Genomic DNA, 22,132 nt, shown 5'->3' on the forward strand with positions numbered 1-22,132 from the left:
TGTCCGAAAGGACGACCAGGATTCATTCGGTCTCCTTCCCACTTCAAACCATACACCAGAACCAACACACAGGATTCCATGGTCTGTGCTGCGTCGCTTCGCTCCTTGCTCCGCCATGGAATGACGAAGGCGTGGTGGCTGCCGGCTCCCGCAACGTCGGGCTGACCGGCTGGTTTCACCCCAGGAACTTGGCGATGATGGCGTCGCCCATTTCGGTGGTGCCGACTTCCTTCATGCCTTCCGAGAAGATGTCCTTGGTGCGCAGGCCGTCGTCGAGCACGGCGGCGATCGCCGCTTCGAGCTTGTCGGCCTCGGCGACCATGCCGAAGGAATAGCGCAGGCACATGGCGAAGGACGCGATCATCGCGATCGGGTTGGCGATGCCCTTGCCGGCGATGTCGGGCGCCGAGCCGTGCACCGGCTCGTAGAGCGCCTTGCGCTTCTTGGTCTTCACATCCGGCGCGCCGAGCGAGGCCGACGGCAGCATGCCGATCGAGCCGGTGAGCATGGCGGCGATGTCGGAGAGCATGTCGCCGAACAGATTGTCGGTGACGATGACGTCGAACTGCTTCGGCCAGCGCACCAGCTGCATGCCGCCGGCATCGGCCAGCATGTGGTCGAGCTTGACGTCGCTGTATCTGGCCTTGTGCGTCTGGCTGACCACCTCGTTCCACAACACGCCCGACTTCATGACGTTGCGCTTTTCCATCGAGGTGACGTGATTCTTGCGCGTCCGCGCCAGCTCGAAGGCGACGCCCGAAATGCGCTCGATCTCGAACGTGTCGTAGACCTGGGTGTCGATGCCGCGCTTCTGGCCGTTGCCGAGATCGATGATCTGCTTCGGCTCGCCGAAATAGACGCCGCCGGTGAGCTCGCGCACGATCAGGATGTCGAGGCCCTCGACCACGTCCTGCTTGAGCGAGGAAGAGGCGGCCAAAGCCGGGTAGCAGATCGCGGGCCTGAGGTTGGCGAACAGCTCCATGTCCTTGCGCAGCCGCAGCAGGCCGGCCTCGGGGCGCACCTCGTAAGGCACGGCATCCCATTTCGGCCCGCCGACGGCGCCGAACAGCACCGCATCCGCCGCCATCGCCTTTGCCATGTCTGCATCGGAGATCGCCGCGCCATGCGCGTCGTAGGCGCAGCCGCCGACCAGCCCCTCGTCCGTGGCGAAGCCGCTGCCGAGCTTGTCGTTCATGGCCTTGATCAGCTTCTTCACCTCGGCCATGGCCTCGGGGCCGATGCCGTCGCCGGCGAGCAGGAAGAGATTTTTCGAAGCCATGGAGAACCGTCCGGTGAGAGAATTGAACCGGCGCCTTGCTAAACGGCAAGCGCTTGCGGCGCAAGGGGACGAGCGCCGAGATCCTTCACACCCCCCTCTGCCCTGCCGGGCATCTCCCCCGCAAGGGGCCCGCAAGGGGGAGATCGATGTCGCGACGGCTTTCGCCAATCTCCTAACGCCGCAGGTAGAAGCGGGGCGGCCAAGCTGCCAATCTCCCCCCTTGCGGGGGTTGAGGAGCGGTCCGCGCAGCGGACGGGAAGCCAATTGCTTGGCTTTCCGAGCGACGAAAGCCGGCAGGACAGAGAGGGGTGCTGTCCCGCCAGCGTCTCAAAGAAGACCGGCAGCGCCTACCGATGCGACAGAATATTCACCAGCCTGCCGAACGGATCGCGAACATAGAAGCGCCGCACGCCCCAGGGCTCGTCAGCCGGGCCATATTCGACGGCGAAGCCGGCGGCCTTCATACCCGCAAGCGCCGCATCCACATCGTCGACCTCGATCGAAAGGTCCGGCACCGGCGTACCTGACCCGCCCTCGGCCATGAAGCTCACCTGCGCCTGCATCCGTTCCTCGGAGCCATAGGTGGCGATCCAGCCTTGATCCATGAGGATGTCGAGGCCAAGCACGTCATGATAGAAGCGCTTCGCCGCCGCGATGTCCCTTGTGGCGATGTTGGCTACGATGCGCCGGACAGTCATCGCTCCGGCCCCTGTGCCGTGCGCCGCAGCGCCGTCACCTCGATCTCGATCTTCATCTCCGGCTTGTTGAGCTGGCACACGATCATCGTCGCCGCCGGGCGGATGTCGCCGAACGCCTCGCCGAGGATCGGGAAGACCACGTCAACGAAGGCCTGGTCGGTGATGTAGTAATGCGCCCGCACCACGTCGGCCATGTCGAAGCCGCCATCGGCCAGCGCCTTGGCGATGGTCGCGAGGCAATTGCGCGTCTGCGCCTCGACCGTATCCGGCATCGTCATGGTGGCATAGTCGTAGCCGGTCGTTCCCGAGACGAAACACCAGTCGCCCTGCACCACCGCGCGCGAATAGCCGGCGGTCTTCTCGAAGGGGGAGCCGGTGGAGATGAGCTTGCGCATGGGGCGGCCTCGTTGGGTTGCAGTCCTGCATTTAGCAGGCGGAGCGGCGCAGGTCGTGGGCCAAGCCGGGCGGAGCATTGTCACGAAGGCAGGCACAAGCCTTGGAAATTGGTCTGGGCCTTCCTCCGGTCGTCATTCGAGGGCGGAGCAAGGAGCGAAGCGACGCGCGCAGATCCTGGAATCCATGCCGTGACGTCGAAGCGCCGCCAGCGGAGCAGAATTCTGCTCCGATGCACTCTACGGCAAGCGTCACGGCATGATCCTCGGGTCTGCGCTCCGCTGCGCGTCGCTCCGCCCGTGGATGACGAAGCTGACGGGTGGTCAGCAAGACACCGGCCTAAGGTATGTTGAGCTTCAGGTCAGGCCGAGTCGAAAGTGGTGGCTGCCGAGAACCGGAGCGGAGCGTACTTAAGTACGTGAGCACCGGAAGCGCAGGAGGCCGCCACTTGCAGGCCGGCCTCACCTGAATATCAGCATACCTTAATTCCCCGACCCTTGCGCGTCGTCATAGGCCTTCTTGATGTCCTCAGGCCAGTCCTTGACCGGTGGCCAGGCCTGCGGCTCGCCATTGTCGCCGCGGCGGGCGAAATAGACTTTCTGCTTGGCCTGGTCGACCGCCATGAAGCCGTCGTTGCCGCCGCAGTCATGCGGCACGCAGCCGGTGGCGTAGAAGGCGCCGGATGCCGTCTTTTCGGTGCCGCCGCCGACCAGCAGGCTGGTCGCCATGTCGGGCATGTCGTCGCCCAGCAGCGCCTGTCCGGCCTTGTAGACGGCCTCGTTGTGGAAGGCGTCGATGATGTTGTCGTATTTCGACGGGTCGACGTCCTTCCAGCCGGTGCCGGGTTCGGGCGTGTAGGTCAGGTTGCCGGAGGTCGTCAGCCCTTCCGTGGGCGACCATTGCAGCGCCGGCTTGGAATCGCCGGGCAGCAGATAGGGCACGAAATAGATGGCGCTGTCGGAGACTGCCGCCGGCGGCGCGCCGCATTCGTCCTGCTCGACCGTGGTGGTCTGGATCTCGCCGTCCTTCGGCTTCCAGACGATGACCTTGGCCGGCCCGCACTGGTTGCCGCCGTCGCCGACATCGACCAGCGCCACGTTGACGTCGCCGATCTTGACGATCCTGTCGAAGAAGACGTCGTAATTGCTGGCCAACTGCTTGCCGTCATAGGACAGCACCTTCTCGCCGTCCTGCTCCGGCTGCGTGATGGTGAGCTGGCCGCCTTCGAACGGGATCGGCGCCTGCTTGTCGTCATCCGACGCGGCCTGGTCGCTGCCCGATCCCTGGTCGGATGCGCCTTGATCGGCCGCCGGCTGGTCGGACGTGGCGGGCGCCGGCTGCGTGGCCGGCGCGGCGGTCTGCGCATTCGCGCCGATTGTGACGAGAGCGAGTGCCGCCGAAGCAGCCAGAAGCGAGCGTGTCATGACTGTCCCTCCATTCAGCCGCCACGAACCCGGCCTGCCATGGCCGGGGCCTATCGATATAGCTTAGGTGCTCAGGCCCAGGGGCGCTGCTCGGCATTCTTCTTCTCGAAGGATGCGATGGCGCCGGCCTTCTCCATGGTCAGCCCGATGTCGTCGAGGCCGTTCAAGAGGCAATGGCGCTTGAAGTCGTCGAGGTCGAACGTCACCACGCCGCCGTCCGGCCCGCGGATTTCCTTGGCTTCCAGATCGATCGACAGCGTCGCGTTGGAGCCGCGCGAGGCGTCGTCCATCAGCTTGTCGAGGTCTTCCGGGCTGACGGTGATCGGCAGGATGCCGTTCTTGAAGCAGTTGTTGTAGAAGATGTCGGCGAACGAGGTCGAAATCACGCAGCGTATGCCGAAATCGAGCAGCGCCCAGGGCGCATGCTCGCGGCTCGAGCCGCAGCCGAAATTGTCGCCGGCGACCAGGATCTGCGCCTTGCGGTAGGCCGGCTTGTTGAGCACGAAATCCGGGTTCTCCGAACCGTCCTCATTGTAGCGCATCTCGGCGAAAAGCCCGGTGCCGAGCCCGGTGCGCTTGATCGTCTTGAGATAATCCTTCGGGATGATCATGTCGGTGTCGACATTGACGATCGGCATGGGCGCGGCGACGCCGGTGAGCTTGGTGAATTTATCCATGATCCTTGCCCGTCTTCTTGGCTTGCGGGGAATTTTGCCGGACGGTTTACACAAAGCCGGCGGCAAATGAAAGGCAACTGTTCGTGCGCGGGCCTTGGGCCAAGTCGAGCATGGCATGCGCGCCGGAGCTGCAATACCTAAAAACGGCTTCGAAATCCTGGCCGGCTGGTGCAGTCTGCGATCATGGTTGAGCCTTCCAAAGTCCTTTACGCCAGCGAGCCTGCCCTCGACGTCGCCGAATTCCGCCGTGTGCTGGTCGAATCCGGCCTCGGTGAAACACGGCCCGTGGACGACGAAGCGCGCCTGAAGACAATGCTCGGCAATGCCAATCTGGTGCTGACAGCGCGGCTCGACATCGAAGGGAAGCCGCTGATCGGCGTCGCGCGCGGCATCACCGATTTTTCCTGGGTCTGCTACATCTCCGAGCTCGCCGTATCCGCTTCGGCACAGGGTCTCGGCGTCGGCAAGGGCCTGATGGACGAAGCACAGCGCCACCTTGGCCCTTCCGTCGCCATCAGCCTGATCTCGATGCCCGACGCCGTCGGCTTCTACGAGCGCATCGGCATGATGCGCATGAGCGACGCCTTCTGGTTCTCCCGCAAGCGCTGACCTGAACCGCCACCGATATCGGAGCCGACTCCTGCCTGGAACCGGCGAGCCAGATCGACCCCGCTCCGTCGAGCTTTGCTCGACTCCTCTCCCCCGATCGACGGGGGAGATGCGAGTTCGCCGACCGTGGCTCTCTCCTCTCCCTCTGGAGGGGGGAGAGGTGGCGCTGCGAAGCAGCGACGGAGTGGGGGAAGGCGCTGCTCAAAAGCGAAGCCACCTCAAGACAGGCACAATCCGGCAAGCAAGAAAACTTAGGCAAGCAGTCATCAGGCGGCAGAATATTTTTGCCACCGCTTGACATGCAACCAAATGGTTGCATATTAAAGCCATGAGCATGGATGCCGTCTTTCGCGCTTTGGCCGACCCGACCCGCCGGCAATTGCTGGACAGTCTCCATGCCCGGAACGGGCAGACGCTGAACGCGCTCTGCGAGCACATGGAGATGACGCGCCAGGCGGTGACCAAGCACCTGGCGATCCTCGAGGAGGCCAACCTCGTCACCACCATGCGCCGCGGCCGCGAGAAGGAGCACTACCTCAACCCCGTTCCGATCAACGAGATCGCCGAGCGCTGGATCGGCAAGTTCGAGCGGGGGCGGCTTGCTGCCCTCAGCCACCTGAAGCAACGCCTTGAAAGGGAAGAGCCGTGAGCGAGAACAGCTTTGTCTATGTCACCTATATCCGCACGACGCCTGAAAAACTTTGGCAGGCGCTGACCGATCCGGAATTCAACCGGCAGTTCTTCCTCTGCTCCTATCAGGAGAGCGACTGGAAGGTCGGCTCGAGCTGGAAACTGATCTTCCCCGACGGGCGCGTCGCCGACTCGGGCGAGATCCTCGAGGTTGACCCGCCAAGACGCCTGGTCATCAAATGGCGCAACGAATGGATGCCCGAGGTCAAGGAGGACGGCTATACGCGCTGCACCTTCACCATAGAGCCCGATGGTGAGTTGATGAAGCTCGCCGTCATCCACGCGGCCGAGGGCCCGCACAGGCTGATCCCGAACGTCTCCAAGGGCTGGCCGCTGGTTCTGGCGAGCCTCAAGAGCCTGCTTGAAACCGGCAAGGGTTTCGAGCGCCCGCCGTCAAAGGGGTGAAGGTTCGTTTCGGATACGAGACAATCCTTTGTGGAGTTGAATCTGATGCTTCACTTGTCGTTGCCGCAAGCCATGGCGAATGCAGACACGGTCATGGCCTCGGCCGAGCTTTGCGCCCCGCCGGGCGAGGTTATCGCGGCGCTGGTCACCAGTGAAGTCGAGCGCTGGTGGGGTTCGCCCGAAACCTACCGCATGACCGACTGGTCCGCCGATCTGCGCGTCGGCGGCGGTTGGAACGTCACGGTGCAGGCCGCCGACGGCAGACACCTCCCCGCCGGCGGAAAATTCCTCGAAATCGAGATGCCGCGCCGCATCGTGCAGACGCGGCGCTACCATTGGGACCATCCGGCGCTGGGGCATCACGAGACGACGGTGGCTTATCTGCTGGAGCCGATCGCCGGCGGCACGCGGCTCACCGTCTGCCATGGCGGCTTCGCGGGTTTCCCGGATGCGGCGGCCGAACATGCCGAAGGCTGGGCGCGGGTGCTTGGGTGGCTGCAGGGCTATTTTACCGGCGCGGCCGCCCCTTCGCCCCTTGTGGGAGAAGAGAGCGCTGGCGCTAGATCACATTCAATTCCCTGAACGCCCTTCCTTCCGCCACCCGTTCATATCCAAACGCCCTGCAGTCCACCGTCCTGTACCCGCCATGCACGATCAACTCGGCGAGCGACTTCCCCACCGCCGGCGCCTGCTGCAGGCCGTGGCCGGAGAAACCGTTGGCGAAGAGGAAGTTCTGGACCTCCGGGTGCGGTCCGATCACCGCGTTCTGGTCGAGCGTGTTGTAGTCGTAATGCCCGACCCAGGCGCGCGTCGGCTTGATCGCCTCAAAGGCCGGGATGCGAGCGGCTAAGGTCGGCCAGATCACCTCTTCGAACAGCGGCCAGTTGACGTCGAAGTCCTTCGGATCGGGCGCGACATCGCCCTCCTCCGGCTCGGCGCCGCCGGTGAGGTAGACGGAGCCTTCCGGCCGCACATAGATTCCGCTTGGATCGACCAGCAGCGGCATGTCGGCATATTTCTCGCGCGCCTCGAAGACGAAGACGTTGCGCTTGCGCGGCTCGACCGGCAGCGCAAGCCCGGCAAAACCCGCCACCTTGCCGGCGTTCGGCCCGGCGGCGTTGACGACAATGTCCGCTTCCAGCGTCTCGCCATTGTCGAGGCTTACACTGGTGACGCGATTGCCCTCGCGCGCAATGCCGGTGACGGAGGCGGTGATGAAATCGATCTTCTTGTCGCGCAGCGCCTTGCGGAACAGTGTGAGCAGCGCATGCGCGTCGAACCAGCCCTCGCCGCTGCGGCCAAAGGCGCCGGCGGTGATGCCTTCGACCGACAGCCACGGGAAGCGGCGCGCCAGCTGCCCGGCGTCCTCGAGCAGGATATCGGCGCCCTCGGCGACCTGCGTCTCGTGATTGGACTTGAGGATCGGCAGGCCGGCCTCGCCGGCGAGGATGAGGTAGCCGCCCTCGCGAAAGCCGATATCGGCGTCGGCGCCGAAAATCTCCTTCAGCCGCCGGAACAGTTTCAGCGTGAACTGCGACAGGCGGATGTTTTCCGGGATGGAGAATTGCTGGCGGATCGAGGCGAGCGACAAGGTCGTCGCCGCGTGCGGAAACTGCGGATCGCGCTCGATCAGCGCGATCGAGCCGGTAAAGCCCTCCTCGCGCAAATAGTAGGCGACCGAGGACCCGACGATGGCTCCGCCGATGATGACGATGTCGTAGCGCATTTTTTCTCCGATCATTCGGTCGCGTCTTCACGCAACCGGCAAGTCGATCTCGAAGCGCGTGCCGCGCTCGGAGTCAACCAGCCTGATCGTGCCATCATGCGCTTTCAGGAGGGCCAGTACGATGCCGAGCCCCATGCCGGTGCCGCCGGACTCGCGCCGCGTGGTGAAGAACGGCTCGAAGATCCTGGCGCGGTTGGCGGCCGAGATGCCGTCGCCGTCGTCGCCGATCTGGACCGACGCGCGCTCGCCATCGGCTGAGGCATGGATCGCCGCCTGTCGGGCGCCATGCCTCGCCGAGTTGTCGATGAGGTTGGCGAGCACGATGCCGAGATTCTCGGCCGAGATGCCGAGCCTGATGTCGCCGCCGCCTTCAAGCCGCGCTTCCAGCCTGGTGTCGATCGGCAACGATGCCAGGGCCGCATGAAGCGTCGTGCTGTCGCCGCTCGGTTCCAGGTTCTCGGCGCGCGCCAGGTCGAGCAGCCGGCGCACCAGGAGATTGAGCCGCCCGGCGTCGGTGACGATGTTGTTGGAGAAGCGCTTGCGCTCGGCCTCGTCCATCGCGCCGCCGGAATCCCTGAGCAGCTCCGCCGCGCCCTGGATCGCCGTCAGCGGCGATTTCAATTCATGCGAGACATGGGTGGCGAAGGTCTGGATGCTGTCGGAGCGCGCCTGCAGCTTTTGCGCCATGTCGAGGAAGGCCGCGGACAGCGCCGCCATCTCGCGCGTGCCGTGATGGTCGAGCGGCCTGATTGCGTCGCGGTCGCCGGCGGCGATGCGCTTCGTGCGGTCGATCAGCGCGTAGATCGGCCGGCTGACCGTGCGGATGAACACCAGCGCGATCAAAAGTGTGCCGCCGAGGATGGCGATGGCCGCCAACGTCACCTTGCCGCGCTCGCCATAGAGGTGCTTGACGATGTTGTTCGGCGTTCGCGACAGATACACGACGCCGGCCACCCGGCCATCGAGCTCGACCGGCATGGCGACGAAGACGCGGACCTTGGTGCCGCGGCTGACCGAATAGAGCGGCGGGGTCGGCTGGTCGGGGATGCGCAGCCTGAGCTCGCTGGCATAGGCGCCGGAAAGCGCGGCCCGCACCTCTTCGATCTCGCCGAGCGACTGGCCGACCTCGTCGCCGCCGGCGATCACCACGCCGCGTGGATCGAGCAGCCGGAAGCCGGCGAGCGTCGTTTTCTGCGTCTCGTCGAGGATGCCGTCGAGCCGCGCGCCTATTGCCGCGAAGGCGGGATCGGGCGTGGCGGGAAGCGCCGCCGGCCGCGACGGCATGACATCGTCCGAGGCAAGGTCGAGGCGCGGCTCGATCGGATCATAGGGATAGTTGTTGTCCCTTGCCGGATCGGCCGAGACCGGCGCCCCCAGTCTTTCCGGGGCGATGCCGGCCGCGCGCACCTCGCTGGCATAGACGGCGGCGACGACCGCCCCTTGCGCGATCAGCTCGCCCTCGGTCTGGCGGATCAGCTGGTTCTCATAGAGCCGGAAGAAGAACAGCCCGACCAGCGGCAACGCCATGACCAGGATCAGGATGACGACGACGACGGTGGCGAGCCGCGGCCGCCACCTTTCCTTGCTCAACCACCGCATCGGCCGAGCCGGAAGCCGACGCCATGCACCGTCGCGATCGCATCGAGGCAGCCGACCGCAGCCAGCTTGGCCCGCACGTTGCGGATGTGGCTGTCGACCGTGCGTTCCGAGACATGGATGTTGGAGGCATAGGCATTGGCCATCACCGCGTCGCGGCCAAGCACGTGCTGCGGCCGGGCGAGGAAGCCTTTCAGGATCGCGAACTCGATCGCCGTCAAGGTGAGCGGCTTGCCGCCGAAACTTGCTTCATGGCTTGCCGGGACGAGCATGAGCTTGCCATGCGTGAATTCACGATCGTCCGCCTCTTCCTCCACGGCGGCCGGCCGCGCGCGCCGCAGGATGACGTTGACGCGGGCGACCAGCTCGCGCGGGCTGAACGGCTTGGACACATAGTCGTCGCCGCCCATCTCCAGACCCAGAATGCGGTCGATCTCTTCATCCCGCGCGGACAGGAACAGCACCGGCACGTCGGATTTTTGCCTGAGCCGGCGGCAGACCTCGAGCCCGTCCATCTCCGGCATGCCGATGTCGAGCACGATGAGGTCGGGCGCGCGGCGCTCGACCGCCTGGAGTGCTGCGGCGCCATCGGCGACGGCGGCCGTCTTCATGCCGGCCTTTTCCAGCGCGAAGCAGATGATCTCGCGGATATGCGGGTCGTCGTCGGCGACGAGGATGTTGTGTGGCATCGATCAATGGCCCGGTGCGGACGGTTGCGCAGATGGAGGAAGCACGAGCGGGCCTCTGTTGTCGAGAACCCGTACCAGCCGCCAGTCGCGAAAGCTCCAGGCGCGCCATTTCTTTTGTTCGGCAAGATAATCGTCGATCATCGCCTGGTCGGCCAGATAAGTGGTCGGCATTCCGATCTTGTGTGTGTAGTAGCGGTCCAGCGCCGGCATGGCGACAGCGCCGAGCGAGTGCAGATACGACGTGTCGAGCGGAGTGCCGGATCCGGTCATTTCCAGGGAATGGTCGACATTGAAGTTGGCGATCGTTGCTGCGAAGTTGACGAAGCAACAGGCATAAAGCGTCGCCGATAGTGTCACAAGATTGGCGGAAAGCAGCCATTCGCCGGATTTTTGAAGCGCGATGCGGGCGACGATGAGGGCCAGCCCCGCCGCCACCAGTCCCATCCAGATGAAGGCGGCGATGCGCAGATAGGTGAGCGCATAGACGTCGATATAGAGATCGAGCCGCAGCATCGAGGAGATCACCAGCGCGATGTTCTGCGCCACCCAGAGATAGACCAGCCCGCGGATTAGCGGATCCCGGGACGTCTCGCTGCCCGAGCGCAGCGCCGCCAGCACGAAGCCGGCGGCGAGCAGCGCGGTGGCGACCAGCGGATAGGCGCCGCGATGCGCATAGGCGGCATAGGTCATCCCGTTGGGCAGGGCGACTCCGCCCCAGAGATAGGTGGCGTCGAGCGCGCTCTGCACCGCGAACAAGCCATTGAAGACAATCAGCGCGCGCAGGATGGCCGCTTTGCCGAAGAGGACATCCTCGGCCTTCGCCGGTCTCGCTGCAGGCGTGGCAGGCAAAACGCGCCTGACACGGAAAACGAAGCGCGGCAGGCGCGGCCTCAGGAACGCCCAGACGCCGGCAAGCACGATCAGCCAGAAGATCAGCCGCGCGAACTCAATTTTTTCGAGGAGCGCGTAGAGGTCGATCAGCGACAGCCAGTGCTCGATGATCGGATTGGCGGCGCCGAACAGCGCCAGGAAGACGACGCCAAGCGTCAAGGGCATGATCCAGACGACAATCGCCGTAAGCTGAAGCCGCCGCTGACCGAGTTCGCGCGCCGCCTTGCGCCAGCGGAAGAAGTCGCGGGCGAAGCGGAAAGGCGCTGCGACCAGGAACAGGCTGAGCTGGCGGGCTATTCGGGCAGGTTCGCTGCGCAGCCGCCCGGCCAACGACAGCGCGAAGACCGCAAGCGCTGCGACAGCGACCAGCAGCGAAAGCGGGCTGACATTTTCGACCAGCGGCAGCAGCGCGGCGAACAGCGCGGCCGGCTTCAGCCAGACCCGGCCGTCGCTGAGCGCCACCGGATGCATGGCGACGACCGTGGCGGCGAGCACGGTCGCGAAGATGAAGACGGTGATCCCGACCGGCTGGCCGTAGAAAAGAAAATCGGCCAGCGCCACCAGCAGCGCGGCGGCGCCGACACGGCGGCAGTAGCTCGGGACAGGCGATGTCTTGCTCGGCGGCGCCGTCATGGTCATCGTCGTCATCGCTGGGCCTTCCTGGCTGTGTTAGCGCCGCCGCATGCCGGCCGCGATCTGAACGGAAGCACCGTCGCCGTCACGCGCCGCCTTTGCGGCTCGACGAGCCACCAGCCTTCGTCGCGGAGCCGGCGCGGTAGGGACCAGCGTGGTGTGTGAGGTGTTCGCATGCCGGCTTTGTCGCCGACGGGCACGGTGAACGCGCGGCGGATTGGAGGAGGTTTTCCGCACAGATTTGCAGATTTGGTGCAGGACAGCCTGGCGCCGGCGTCCGAGACGCTCGAGTACGGCATCGCATATGGCGGTGCCAGCCCCTGGGATGTCGTCAAAGGCGATAGAGAGGGTTCTTGCGCGTGAAGCTGCGATCTATCCTTCGTCATTCTAGGGCGGAGCAAGGAGCGAAGCGACGCGCGCAGACCCTAGAATGACGAAGGACGGGTTGGCAGGACAGCGTGCGCCTCCGCCCTGCCGGGCATCTCACCCTTGCGGCCCCTCAAGGAGAAGATTACTCCCCGCCTTGCCTCATCCGCCATCACCCTGCATAGATCGGCCATGGCTCAGGAACCTACCGCCCGCGCCGCTCGGTGCTTTACATTCCCGCCTCGAACGACAAGGCGCTCGCCAAGATCGCTTCGCTTGCCTGCGACGCCGTCATCATCGATCTCGAGGACGCCGTCCTGCCCGCCGACAAGAAAGCGGCGCGCGACAAGATTGCCGGCATCCTTGGCCGGCGCGAAAAACGCTGCGAGATGGTGGTGCGCATCAACCCGCTCGCCGGCGAATGGGGCGCCGACGATCTGTTGGCCGTGGCCAAGGCCGAGCCCGACGGCATTCTCCTGCCCAAGATCGGCACGCCGCGCGACATCCTCGAGGCCGGCGACCTGCTCGACGACAATTTCGCGCCGGACGGCGTGAAACTGTGGGCGATGGTCGAGACGCCCAAGGCGCTGCTCAACATCGGCGCCATCGCCGAGCTTGGCCGCGATCCAGCGTCGCGCCTCGCTTGTTTCGTTGCCGGAACGAATGACCTGGTGAAGGCGACCGGCATCCTGGCGACGCCCGACCGGCGCTATCTGATGCCCTGGCTGATGCAACTGGTGCTCGCCGCGCGCGCCGGCGGCCTCGACGTGATCGACGGCGTCGCCAATGATTTTCGCGACCTCGACGCCCTGGCGCGCGAATGCGCCGACGGCGCGGCCATGGGTTTCGACGGCAAGTCGCTGATCCATCCCGCCCAGATCGAGCCGGCGAACCGCGCCTTCTCGCCGACGCCCGAGGCGCTGGCCAGGGCGCGTGCGATCAGGGATGCGTTCGCGCGGCCCGAAAATGCCGGCAAGGGCGTGATCACGATGGACGGCCGCATGGTCGAGCGGCTGCATCTGGCGGAAGCCGAGAAACTTCTGGCGAAGGCGATAATCATCGGCGCATGATGCGCCGATATTCAAGACAGGCTCGAAAATGAAACTCTACCGCTTTCTGTCCGGCCCGGACGATTCAACCTTCTGCCACAAGGTGACGGCGGCGCTGAACAAGGGCTGGCACCTGTTCGGCTCGCCGACCTACGCCTATGACAAGAAGACCAAGTCGATGCGCTGCGGCCAGGCCGTGGTGAAGGATGTCGAAGGCCAAGACTACGGCCCGGACACCAAGCTCAGCGACTGGTAGAAAGGGCGGCAGCCCCCAACTTCGTCATTCTAGGGCGGAGCAGGAGCGAAGCTCCGTCGCGAAGACCCTAGAATCCATGCCGTTACCTGAGCCGAAAGGCGCAGCGGATCAGAATATAGGGGACGTTTGCGGGTGTCGGGCGGCAAGCGTTCCGTTCTGCACCGCGGGTTTGGTGTTGATGGAACGGCATGGATCCTAGGGTCTGCGCGCGTCGCTTCGCTCCTTGCTTCGCCCTAGGATGACGAAGTGCGCGCTCAGCCCGCCGCCGCCTGCTCGGCCGCCTCCTCGATGCGCTCCATGTCGTCGTCCGACAGGCCGAAATGGTGACCGATCTCGTGGATCAGCACGTGGGTGACGATGTCGCCCATCGTCTCTTCGTTCTCGGCCCAGTAGTCGAGTATGGCGCGGCGGTAGAGCGTGATGCGGTTCGGCCCCTCGCCGGTCTGCGGGTTCCAGCGCTCGGCGATGCCGCGTCCCTCGAACAGGCCGAGCAGGTCGAAGGGCGTTTCCAGCGACAGATCGTCCATGATCTCGTCGGTCGGGAAATCGGCGATCTGGATGATGATCTCGCCGGTGAGCTTGCGGAACTCGTCCGGCAGATGGGCATAGGTCTCCAGCGCCAGAAGCTCCATCTCGTCCATCGACGGGGAGAGCTGGTCGTGCCAGGTGCGTGTCTTGTAGATGCGGGCCATGAAATTTCCTTTGATCCCGGCATATAGGCTTTCGCGCCGATTGAGGCAAATGAGCCGGCTGGGCGTTCGCTTTCAGGGTAAAAGCTCGAAGGAATAAATTCCGCATATTGTACTTCGCGTACCCAAGGGGTATGATCCATGATCATCCCCTTGAAATCAGGGCCGACCAGCATCAGCGGTCACCCGTTGATAGGTTCGCAGTTGACCCGATTTATCTACTCGGACGAGTCAGGCTCTTCGGCAAAAGAGAATGTGACCGTTGTTGCCTCCGCGATCGTACATGGCGATTCACAGTGGCGACCTTTGGCCGAACGGCTTCTCAAAATCAAAAGGGACGTCCCAATCGCCATCAGAGATAGCTTTGTTTTCCACGCGACAGATTTGTTCTCTGGGAAGGCATATGGCGAGCAGTGGAACCGAGATCAAAAACCAGTTCGGTCATGGGCTACTCTAGAAAAGCTATGTCGCATCCCAGCCGAACTGAAAATCCCGATAGCAATTGGCGTTTGCCGACGCTTAGACGATTTAAACAAGAGGCTCTCGCTAGCTGGGATGGATCCAGGAGTGCTAGCAAACCTAGAGCCAACTGACCGCGTCTCTCTACAGGTGTATGTCGCGTTTCATGGCAGTGTATTTGCGGCTGATCGCTGGTTGCGCTTCGGCGCGCCGGATGAAGTGGCAATGATAATCCATGAAGCCGGAACTGAAATCGACACTGTGCTGAAACATTCACCGAAGTCGCTTGCAAAGGGCATTGATTTTATAAATCAACCGCCCGTTCTATCCATTGCGTCGGTCAACGTGGCCAAGAAGGATGAGGAACCGCTTCTGCAACTAGCTGATACCTGCGCTTTTGTTGCTAGACGCTACCTTGCCGGTCTTCCGGGTATTGATCGTTTCGTTGATGCGATAGGTTTCCGCGCTGTTTTGGACAGCATTAAAGAGGGGGCCGTCGCCAACGCAATCTATGCCGAACACGAATGGGAGACCGCATCACCCGCTCAACGTTCCTGAGATTTAGGTGGCAATACCTTTCGGAATGCCCGTTCGAACGCTTCTCCGCTCTCATCTGCCTCAAGCTCCCTAGCGGTTTGTTTGAACCGCTCGGATTGCTCTTTCTGACTAAGCTTTCCGGCCTTTTTCCCGGGCGGCTTTCGGGCGGTATTTGGACGGTCGCCAGACGCCATAGGGTGCCTCACCTTGCACTAGTCGTTTCGTAGGTGAGCCGCTTGCCAACCACACCGTCAAGGATGCGGCCGGCGCGCGCCTCGTCGTTCACGCCAAGGGCTACGCGCTGATTGTGGCGGAAGTCGAATTCCGCAAGGTAGCGGTGAAGGTGCTTTTCAGCGCAATGCTGGTAGGTGCCCTTCATGCCGCGCTTGAACACGCTGAAATAGCTTTCGATGGTGTTGGTGTGAGCGCCGCCGCGCACATACTCGCCAGCCGAATGCTTGACGGTCCAGGTCGCGCCAACGGTCGGATAAAGATTGCTCTCGTCGGTCATCAGGACGCTTTCATGGGTGATGTTTGCCGCCACCAGCTCGGAGACGTTGACCTTGGTTGCCTGCGCAACGTGGAAGGTGCGCACGATGCCGCCGCGCTCGACAAGGCCAAGGATAGCGCGCTTCTCAGCCGCCTTGCCCTTCTTGATGTAGGGGCGGCCACGACGATTCTTAGACGGCTCTGGATTGGCCTTCTTGCCCCAATAGGTCTCGTCGGCCTCGACAATCAGACCGTTGCCCCCAAGCGGGCCAAGGTTGCCGTCGCGCATAGCCTCACGAATGCGATGCGACATGAACCAAGCGGTTTTCAGGGTCACGCCAAGTGTGCGGTGCAGTTGGTTGCTCGAAATGCCCTTCTTGGACGAGGCGATGAGGAAGATCGCCTGCAACCAGAAATGCAGCGGAACATGGCTGGCTTCGAAGATGGTGCCGACCTTGACCGTAAAGGGCTTGCGGCACTGGTAGCACTTGTAGGTGCCAATCCGGGTGCTTTTGCCTTCCATCTTCGAGATACGCTCGAAGCCGCCGCAATGCGGGCAAACGGGACCATTCGGCCAAATCCTGGCCTCAACGACCTTGTAGGCTTCGGCCTCGTCGTGGAAATGGCGGTCTGAAAGAACGGACATCGGTCTAACTCCTTATAGGATAAACCTATTCCGGATTTTTGGGTACGTCAAGTATAATATAAGGAATAAATTCCTTGTGACTCTGCTTGACTCTTCCGGCCGCCTCTGGAATCTATAGGAACATAACAGGAACAATTGCTGCCGGAAGTGAACGTCATGGCGATGAGCGCCGTGGCGCGGGACACTGTTTTTGCCCTGCGCCGCCAGATCGCGAAGATCGAGGGAACGCTGCCCGAGCGCCTGGAAGCGTCGGCGGCCGGTAGTATCGTGGACGCCACTCGATCGGACAGGACGATCGTCCGGCGTGGGCTCGCCGTGGCTTCGGCGGACGCCTTCCTGCATACCGGCATCGGTCGCCTCGACGCCGCCCTCGGCGGCGGCCTGCCCAAGGCGGCGCTCAGCGAAATCCATGGCCTGGAGACCCGCGATGCCGGCGCCGTTGCCGGCTTCGCGCTGTCGCTCGTAAGCCTGGTCCTCAGAGAGAAGCAGGGGCTGCCGATCCTCTGGGTCGGCACGGCGGAAATTTTCCACGAGGCCGGCTTTCCCTATGCCAGGGGCCTTCACGCCCTGTTCGGCATCGAGCCGGAGCAATTGCTGTTTTCCGAGGCGCCAAAACTGCTCGACGCACTGTGGATCGCCGAGGAGGCCGCCCGCATGACGGCCTTTGCCGCGGTCATCCTCGAGATCCGCGGCAGTCCGCAGCGGCTCGACCTCACCGCCACGCGCCGGCTGCACGCCCGCGCCCAGAATGCCGGCCGGCCGCTGCTTTTGCTGCGCCAGGCCGGCGAGGCCGACCCCACTGCCGCCCCGGTGCGCCTCATCGTCTCGGCGGCGGCGGCGGCAAGCCGCGAAACCGTCGCCGGGCCGCTCGCCGGCTCGATCGGCCGCCCCGCCTTCAAACTCGATATCGGCAAGAGCCGCACGGCCCTGCCCGGACAATTCACACTGGAGTGGAACCCAAATGAGCACGCTTTTGCAGAAAGAACAGAGAATTCTGTCGCTGTGGTTCCCGCATCTGGCCGCGGAGCGGATCCTGCGCCAGCGCCTGGGGCGGTCCTGGCGTTCCCGGCCCCCGCATCACCTGCCGTCACCTCACCCGCCGCTTGTGATCAGCCATCGCGACAACAACACCCAGCGCATCGCGGCCCTCGACGAGCGGGCTGAGGCGCTCAGATTGAAGCGCGGCATGGGCATCGCCGATGCGCGCGCCATGCATCCCTCGATCGATGTGGTCGAGGCCGATGCGGAAGCCGACCGCCGGCTGCTCGAAGGCCTTGCCGACTGGTGCGACCGCTACACGCCGCTGGTGGCGATCGACGGCGAGGACGGGCTGTTCCTCGACGTCACCGGCTGCACGCATCTCTTCGGCGGCGAGCGCGCCATGCAGGACGAGATCCTCACCCGCTTCTTCCAGCAGGGTTTCGATGTCCGCGCCGGCCTCGCCTCGACGCCGGGCGCCGCCTGGGCGGCGGCGCGCTTCCATGGCGACCGCATCATCGCCGGCGGCGAGGAGGAGGCGCTCCTGGCGCCATTGCCACTGTCGGCGCTGCGCATCGCGCCGGAGACCCGCGTCGGCTTGGAAAGTGTGGGCCTGCGCACCGCCGGCGCGGTGATGGCCGCGCCCCGCGCGCCGCTCGCCCGCCGCTTCGGCGCCACCTTGCTTCTGCGCCTCGATCAGGCGCTCGGCCGCCTCGACGAGGCCGTGTCGCCGCGCCTTCCCGTCGCGCCGCTCTCGGTCGAGCGCCACCTTGCCGAGCCGGTCGTGCTCACCGACGACATCGAGCGGCTGGTGAGCCGGCTGGCGATCGCCTTGAAGAGCGACCTCGAACGCCGCGGCGAGGGCGCGCGCACGCTGGCGCTGCTTCTCTTCCGCGTCGACGGCGCCGTCAGCCGCATCGCCGTCGGCACCTCGCGCCCGATGCGCGAGCCGCGGCTGATCCAAAGACTGTTCCATGAGCGGCTCACCGCCTTGGAGCAGACCATCGACGCCGGCTTCGGCTTCGACCTCGTGCGGTTGTCCGTGCTGTCGGTCGCGGCCTTCGACTTGGCTCAGGGCGACCTCACCGGCAAGACGAACGACGATGACGCCGACATCGCGCTCTTCGCCGACCGCGTCCGCGCCCGTCTCGGCGAGACCGCCATGCTGAAGCCGGTGGCCGTCGAAAGCCATCTGCCGGAACGCGCTGTCAAAACCGTGCCTTTCGCCGAAGCGCCGCAAAGACGCGCTCCGGCCGGCCGGGCAGCACCCCCCCGAACGGCGCCGCCGATGACCGTCTATCCGCCGGAGCGGCCGGTGCGCCTGTTCCGCTCGCCCGAGCCGATCGAGGTGCCGGCGACCGAGATACCGGAAGGTCCGCCGATGAATTTCCGCTGGCGGCGCGCGCTCTACCGCGTCGCCCGCGCCGAGGGGCCGGAGCGCATCGCCGCCGAATGGTGGCGGCAATTGCCCGGTGAGGAGGAGGCGCCGACCCGCGATTATTACCGCATCGAGGACAGCGAGGGACGTCGCTACTGGCTCTACCGCCAGGGCCTCTACAGCAGCGCCGCGCAGGCCGCGCCGCCGCGCTGGTTCATGCATGGGGTGTTCGCATGAACGCGCTGACAGTCATCCCCTATGCCGAGTTCGGCATAAGTTCGAATTTCTCCTTCCTGCGCGGCGCTTCGAAACCCGAGGAACTGGTGGTGACCGCGAAGTTCTACGGTTTTTCGTCGATCGGGCTTGCCGACAGGAACACGGTCGCCGGCGTCGTGCGCGCCTGGCAGCAGGCCAGGGTGGAGAAGATGGCCTATCACCCCGGCTGCCGCCTGGTTTTCGGTGACGGCACGCCGGATATCCTCGCCTATCCCCGCGACCGCCAGGGCTGGGGCCATCTCTGCCGCATGCTGACCCAGGCCAATCTGCGCGACGAGAACGAGAAGGGCGCGACGCTGCTCCAGTTGAGCGACCTGCTCGAATGGGGCGATCGGATGTCGCTGGCGATCCTGTCCGATCTGTCGGCAGGCGCCGAGGACAGCTTGTCATTTATTAGCCGGCTTAAGGATCACTTCGGCGCGGCGCTCCGTCTTGCCGTGGCGCCGGATTATGCCGGCAACGATCGTTTCCGCATCGAGCAGGCGGTGTCGATGGCCGAGCACGCCCGCGTCCCGCTGATGGCGACCAACGACGTGCTCTATCACGCCGCCGACCGCCGCCCGCTGCAGGACGTGCTCACCGCGATCCGCCTCAACACGCCGGTTTCCGAGGTCGGGCTGGAGCTGACGGCCAATGCCGAGCGCCACCTGAAACCGCCGCTGGAGATGGCGCGGCTTTTCCGCCGCCACCCGCAGGCGCTGGCGGAGACGCTGCGCTTCGCCGACGAGCTCACCTTCTCGCTCAGCGACCTCGAATACAATTATCCGGACGAGCCGACCGAATCCGGGCTTGGACCGCAGGCCGAGCTCGAACGCTTGGCGCGGGAAGGGGCGGTCAGGCGCTATCCGGCCGGCGTTCCCGATTATGTGCTGAAACGCATCGACAGCGAACTCGCTTTGATCGAGCGCCTGAACTACGCGCGCTATTTCCTCACCGTCCACGACATCGTCAAATTCGCCCGCAGCCAGGACATCCTCTGCCAGGGCCGAGGTTCGGCCGCCAATTCGATCATCTGCTTCTGCATCGGCATCACCGAGGTCGGCCCGGAACGCATCGACACCTTGTTCGAGCGCTTCATCTCGGAAGAGCGCAACGAGCCGCCCGACATCGACGTCGATTTCGAGCATGAGCGGCGTGAAGAGGTCATTCAGTACATCTATACGAAATACAGCACCAAGCGCACCGCCTTGGCCGCCGCCGTCATCAGCTATCGCGGCCGCTCCGCCTTGCGCGAGGTGGCCAAGGCCATGGGCCTGTCGGAAGATGTGCGCAGCGCGCTGTCCAGCACCATCTGGGGCTGGTCGACCTCGGAGCTCGGCGAAAAAGAAGCCAATGCCGGCGGCCTCGACCGCGCCGATCCGCTGTCCAGGCAGGTGCTGGAACGCGCCAACGAGATCATGGGCTTTCCCCGCCATCTTTCCCAGCATGTCGGCGGCTTCGTCATCACCCGCGACCGGCTCGACGAGGTCGTGCCCATCGTCAAGACGGCGATGGAGGAGCGCAAGATGGTTGAGTGGGACAAGGACGACCTCGACGCGGTGAAGATCCTCAAGGTGGACGTGCTGGCGCTCGGCATGCTGACCTGCCTGAAGCGCGCCTTCACCTTGCTCACCGATCATTATCCGCGAGCCCGGGATCCGTTTGGACAGCCCTATGTGCTCGCCACACTTCCGGAAGAGGACAGACGCGTTTACGCCATGATCCAAAGAGCCGACACGCTCGGCGTCTTCCAGATCGAGTCGCGCGCGCAGATGTCGATGCTGCCGCGCCTCAAGCCAAAGAACTTCTACGACCTCGTCATCGAGGTGGCGATCGTGCGCCCCGGCCCGATCCAGGGCGACATGGTTCATCCCTATCTGCGTAGACGACAGGGCAAGGAGAAAGCCGAATACCCCAAGCCTGAGCTGGAAGAGATCCTTGGCAAGACGCTCGGCGTGCCTTTGTTTCAGGAGCAGGCGATGAAGATCGCCATTGTCGCCGGCGGCTTCCGGCCGGGCGAAGCCGACGAACTGCGCCGCGCCATGGCGACCTTCAAGCGAACCGGCACGATAGGCAACTATGAGACGCGGATGGTCGAAGGGATGGTCGAGAAAGGCTATCCCAGGGAGTTTGCCGAGCGCTGCTTCAAGCAGATCGAAGGCTTTGGCGAATATGGCTTTCCCGAAAGCCACGCCGCCTCCTTCGCGTTGCTGGTCTATGCCTCCTGCTGGTTCAAGACCTTCTTTCCCGATGTGTTCTGCGCCGCCATCCTCAACGCGCAACCGATGGGTTTCTACCAGCCGGCGCAGCTCGTGCGCGACGCGCGCGACCATGGCGTCGAGGTGCGCGAGGTCGACATCAACCATTCCGTCTGGGACTGCACGCTGGAGGCCACCGCCTTCGATCCGTCCCGCATCCTCGAGCGCCACGCCTCGATGCGCGGCGTCATCAAGACGGCGCATGCCGTCCGCCTCGGCTTCCGCCAGATCAAGGGCCTGTCCGAAGAGCGCATGGATATAGTCGTTGCCCAGCGCGGCGATGGCTATCGGTCGGTCAGGGATGTCTGGTTGCGCTCGGGCCTCGATGTCGGCGAGATCGAGAGATTGGCGCAGGCTGATGCGTTCCGCTCGATCGGCCTCGACCGCCGTGCCGCGCTCTGGGAGGTGCGGGCGCTCGACGGCAAGAGCGCAGCCGAGAAACTGCCGCTGTTCGACCGGCCCGCTCTCGGCCTGCGCGAGCTGGAGCCGGAAACGAAACTGCCGAAGATGCCGCTCGGCGAGCATGTCGTGCACGACTACCGCTCGCTCGGCCTGTCGCTGAAGGAGCATCCCGTCGCCTTCCTGCGCGAAAGGCTGGATCGCGCCGGCGTCACCGCCAATGCCCGCCTGCCGTCGGTGCGCGACGGCCGCCGCGTCTCCGTCGCCGGACTGGTGCTGGTGCGCCAGCGCCCAGGCAAGGGCAATGCGATCTTCCTCACGCTGGAAGACGAAAAATCGATCGCCAACGTCATCATCTGGCCACGCGTCTTCGACCGCTTCCGCTCCGTCGTCATGGGCGCCCGCTTCATCCGCGTCACCGGCAAGCTGCAGCATGAATCGGACGTCATCCACATCGTCGCCGACCGGATCGAGGATCTGACCTCCTGGCTGAGCGTGTTGCTGGAGTCCGCCAACCGCCCGGTCATCGAGCATAATCCCGCCGAACGGCCGGCTGGATCAGAGTCCGCCGCAAGCCGCGGCCTGCCGGTCCGCCAGGATATCGCCACGCTGTCGGGCACGGCACGCCAGGTCATGCCGAAGGGGCGGAATTTTCAGTAGCAG

At 64.5% G+C, this 22,132-nt stretch carries 21 protein-coding genes; 10 read left to right on the top strand and 11 right to left on the bottom strand.

From position 1 onward, the window contains the following. Nucleotides 1-175 precede the first annotated feature (175 nt). The 5 genes from leuB to leuD form a co-directional block, all read right to left on the bottom strand. The gene (gene leuB, locus FJ414_RS25730) at nucleotides 176-1,279 is read right to left on the bottom strand and encodes a 3-isopropylmalate dehydrogenase (protein ID WP_140647185.1); all 1,104 of its coding nucleotides are present in this window, start codon (nucleotides 1,277-1,279) and stop codon (nucleotides 176-178) included. A gap of 347 nt (nucleotides 1,280-1,626) precedes the next feature. Then, nucleotides 1,627-1,977, bottom strand: coding sequence for a VOC family protein (locus FJ414_RS25735; RefSeq protein ID WP_140647186.1), 351 nt, complete (start codon nucleotides 1,975-1,977; stop codon nucleotides 1,627-1,629). Further along, nucleotides 1,974-2,372: a RidA family protein gene (locus tag FJ414_RS25740; protein WP_140647187.1), complete on the bottom strand. Its 399-nt coding sequence runs from the start codon at nucleotides 2,370-2,372 to the stop codon at nucleotides 1,974-1,976. The genes FJ414_RS25735 and FJ414_RS25740 overlap by 4 nt, the downstream gene beginning before the upstream one ends. Before the next feature lie 480 nt (nucleotides 2,373-2,852). Further along, nucleotides 2,853-3,794, bottom strand: a complete 942-nt coding sequence (locus FJ414_RS25745; RefSeq protein ID WP_140647188.1) for a hypothetical protein — start codon at nucleotides 3,792-3,794, stop codon at nucleotides 2,853-2,855. 71 nt (nucleotides 3,795-3,865) lie between these two features. Continuing rightward, nucleotides 3,866-4,471 (bottom strand): 3-isopropylmalate dehydratase small subunit, encoded by a 606-nt coding sequence (gene leuD, locus FJ414_RS25750; RefSeq protein ID WP_140647189.1) that lies wholly within the window; start codon nucleotides 4,469-4,471, stop codon nucleotides 3,866-3,868. Nucleotides 4,472-4,654: 183 nt separating this feature from the next. Here leuD and FJ414_RS25755 point away from each other — a divergent pair, with 183 nt between their 5' ends. From FJ414_RS25755 to FJ414_RS25775, 4 genes are all read left to right on the top strand, one after another. Continuing rightward, complete coding sequence (locus tag FJ414_RS25755) at nucleotides 4,655-5,080, top strand: GNAT family N-acetyltransferase (protein ID WP_140647190.1); 426 nt, start codon at nucleotides 4,655-4,657, stop codon at nucleotides 5,078-5,080. Nucleotides 5,081-5,408: 328 nt separating this feature from the next. After that, complete coding sequence (locus FJ414_RS25765) at nucleotides 5,409-5,729, top strand: metalloregulator ArsR/SmtB family transcription factor (protein WP_140647191.1); 321 nt, start codon at nucleotides 5,409-5,411, stop codon at nucleotides 5,727-5,729. Beyond that, complete coding sequence (locus tag FJ414_RS25770; RefSeq protein ID WP_140647192.1) at nucleotides 5,726-6,175, top strand: SRPBCC family protein; 450 nt, start codon at nucleotides 5,726-5,728, stop codon at nucleotides 6,173-6,175. Before FJ414_RS25765 ends, FJ414_RS25770 begins: the two co-directional genes overlap by 4 nt. A gap of 45 nt (nucleotides 6,176-6,220) precedes the next feature. After that, a complete protein-coding gene (locus FJ414_RS25775) occupies nucleotides 6,221-6,757 on the top strand; it encodes an SRPBCC domain-containing protein (protein WP_140647193.1) in 537 nt (178 codons plus the stop codon). Here the strand turns inward: FJ414_RS25775 and FJ414_RS25780 are convergent. From FJ414_RS25780 to FJ414_RS25795, 4 genes are read right to left on the bottom strand one after another with little or no spacing between them, the layout of a single operon-like run. Further along, a complete protein-coding gene (locus tag FJ414_RS25780) occupies nucleotides 6,735-7,901 on the bottom strand; it encodes an FAD-binding oxidoreductase (protein ID WP_140647194.1) in 1,167 nt (388 codons plus the stop codon). The genes FJ414_RS25775 and FJ414_RS25780 overlap by 23 nt on opposite strands. A 27-nt stretch (nucleotides 7,902-7,928) precedes the next feature. Further along, a complete protein-coding gene (locus FJ414_RS25785) occupies nucleotides 7,929-9,500 on the bottom strand; it encodes a HAMP domain-containing sensor histidine kinase (RefSeq protein ID WP_140647195.1) in 1,572 nt (523 codons plus the stop codon). Continuing rightward, entirely contained in the window at nucleotides 9,488-10,186 is a 699-nt protein-coding gene (locus FJ414_RS25790) for a response regulator transcription factor (RefSeq protein ID WP_140647196.1), read from the bottom strand. Before FJ414_RS25790 ends, FJ414_RS25785 begins: the two co-directional genes overlap by 13 nt. Before the next feature lie 3 nt (nucleotides 10,187-10,189). Beyond that, nucleotides 10,190-11,725: a DUF4173 domain-containing protein gene (locus FJ414_RS25795; protein WP_246672503.1), complete on the bottom strand. Its 1,536-nt coding sequence runs from the start codon at nucleotides 11,723-11,725 to the stop codon at nucleotides 10,190-10,192. Nucleotides 11,726-12,300: 575 nt separating this feature from the next. Between FJ414_RS25795 and FJ414_RS25800 the strand changes: the two genes are divergently transcribed. Beyond that, nucleotides 12,301-13,146 carry a CoA ester lyase gene (locus FJ414_RS25800; RefSeq protein ID WP_246672504.1) on the top strand — a complete coding sequence of 282 codons (846 nt, stop codon included), beginning with the start codon at nucleotides 12,301-12,303 and terminating at the stop codon, nucleotides 13,144-13,146. A 28-nt stretch (nucleotides 13,147-13,174) separates the two neighbouring features. Further along, nucleotides 13,175-13,381, top strand: a complete 207-nt coding sequence (locus tag FJ414_RS25805) for a DUF1737 domain-containing protein (RefSeq protein ID WP_140647198.1) — start codon at nucleotides 13,175-13,177, stop codon at nucleotides 13,379-13,381. Nucleotides 13,382-13,635: 254 nt separating this feature from the next. On the opposite strand, the gene FJ414_RS25810 is transcribed toward FJ414_RS25805, so the two are convergent. Further along, nucleotides 13,636-14,073: a metallopeptidase family protein gene (locus FJ414_RS25810; protein WP_140647199.1), complete on the bottom strand. Its 438-nt coding sequence runs from the start codon at nucleotides 14,071-14,073 to the stop codon at nucleotides 13,636-13,638. Between the two features lie 138 nt (nucleotides 14,074-14,211). On the opposite strand from FJ414_RS25810, the gene FJ414_RS25815 reads away from it, so the two are divergent. Then, the gene (locus tag FJ414_RS25815; RefSeq protein WP_140647200.1) at nucleotides 14,212-15,087 is read left to right on the top strand and encodes a DUF3800 domain-containing protein; all 876 of its coding nucleotides are present in this window, start codon (nucleotides 14,212-14,214) and stop codon (nucleotides 15,085-15,087) included. Nucleotides 15,088-15,268: 181 nt separating this feature from the next. Here FJ414_RS25815 and FJ414_RS25820 read toward each other — a convergent pair whose 3' ends face one another. Further along, on the bottom strand, nucleotides 15,269-16,201 hold the full coding sequence (locus FJ414_RS25820; RefSeq protein ID WP_140647201.1) for an IS1595 family transposase: 933 nt from the start codon (nucleotides 16,199-16,201) through the stop codon (nucleotides 15,269-15,271). A 156-nt stretch (nucleotides 16,202-16,357) separates the two neighbouring features. Between FJ414_RS25820 and FJ414_RS31920 the strand changes: the two genes are divergently transcribed. Genes FJ414_RS31920 through FJ414_RS25840 form a run of 3 tightly spaced genes read left to right on the top strand, consistent with a single transcriptional unit; the run spans nucleotide 16,358 to nucleotide 22,129 of the window. Continuing rightward, entirely contained in the window at nucleotides 16,358-17,365 is a 1,008-nt protein-coding gene (locus tag FJ414_RS31920; protein WP_140647202.1) for a hypothetical protein, read from the top strand. Next, the gene (locus FJ414_RS25835; RefSeq protein ID WP_140647203.1) at nucleotides 17,307-18,794 is read left to right on the top strand and encodes a DUF6504 family protein; all 1,488 of its coding nucleotides are present in this window, start codon (nucleotides 17,307-17,309) and stop codon (nucleotides 18,792-18,794) included. The genes FJ414_RS31920 and FJ414_RS25835 overlap by 59 nt, the downstream gene beginning before the upstream one ends. Next, nucleotides 18,791-22,129: an error-prone DNA polymerase gene (locus FJ414_RS25840; protein WP_140647204.1), complete on the top strand. Its 3,339-nt coding sequence runs from the start codon at nucleotides 18,791-18,793 to the stop codon at nucleotides 22,127-22,129. The genes FJ414_RS25835 and FJ414_RS25840 overlap by 4 nt, the downstream gene beginning before the upstream one ends. The last annotated feature ends 3 nt before the right edge of the window (nucleotides 22,130-22,132 follow it).

The sequence above is a fragment of the Mesorhizobium sp. B3-1-6 genome (genome assembly GCF_006439555.1).
In the GTDB taxonomy this organism is placed as follows: domain Bacteria; phylum Pseudomonadota; class Alphaproteobacteria; order Rhizobiales; family Rhizobiaceae; genus Mesorhizobium.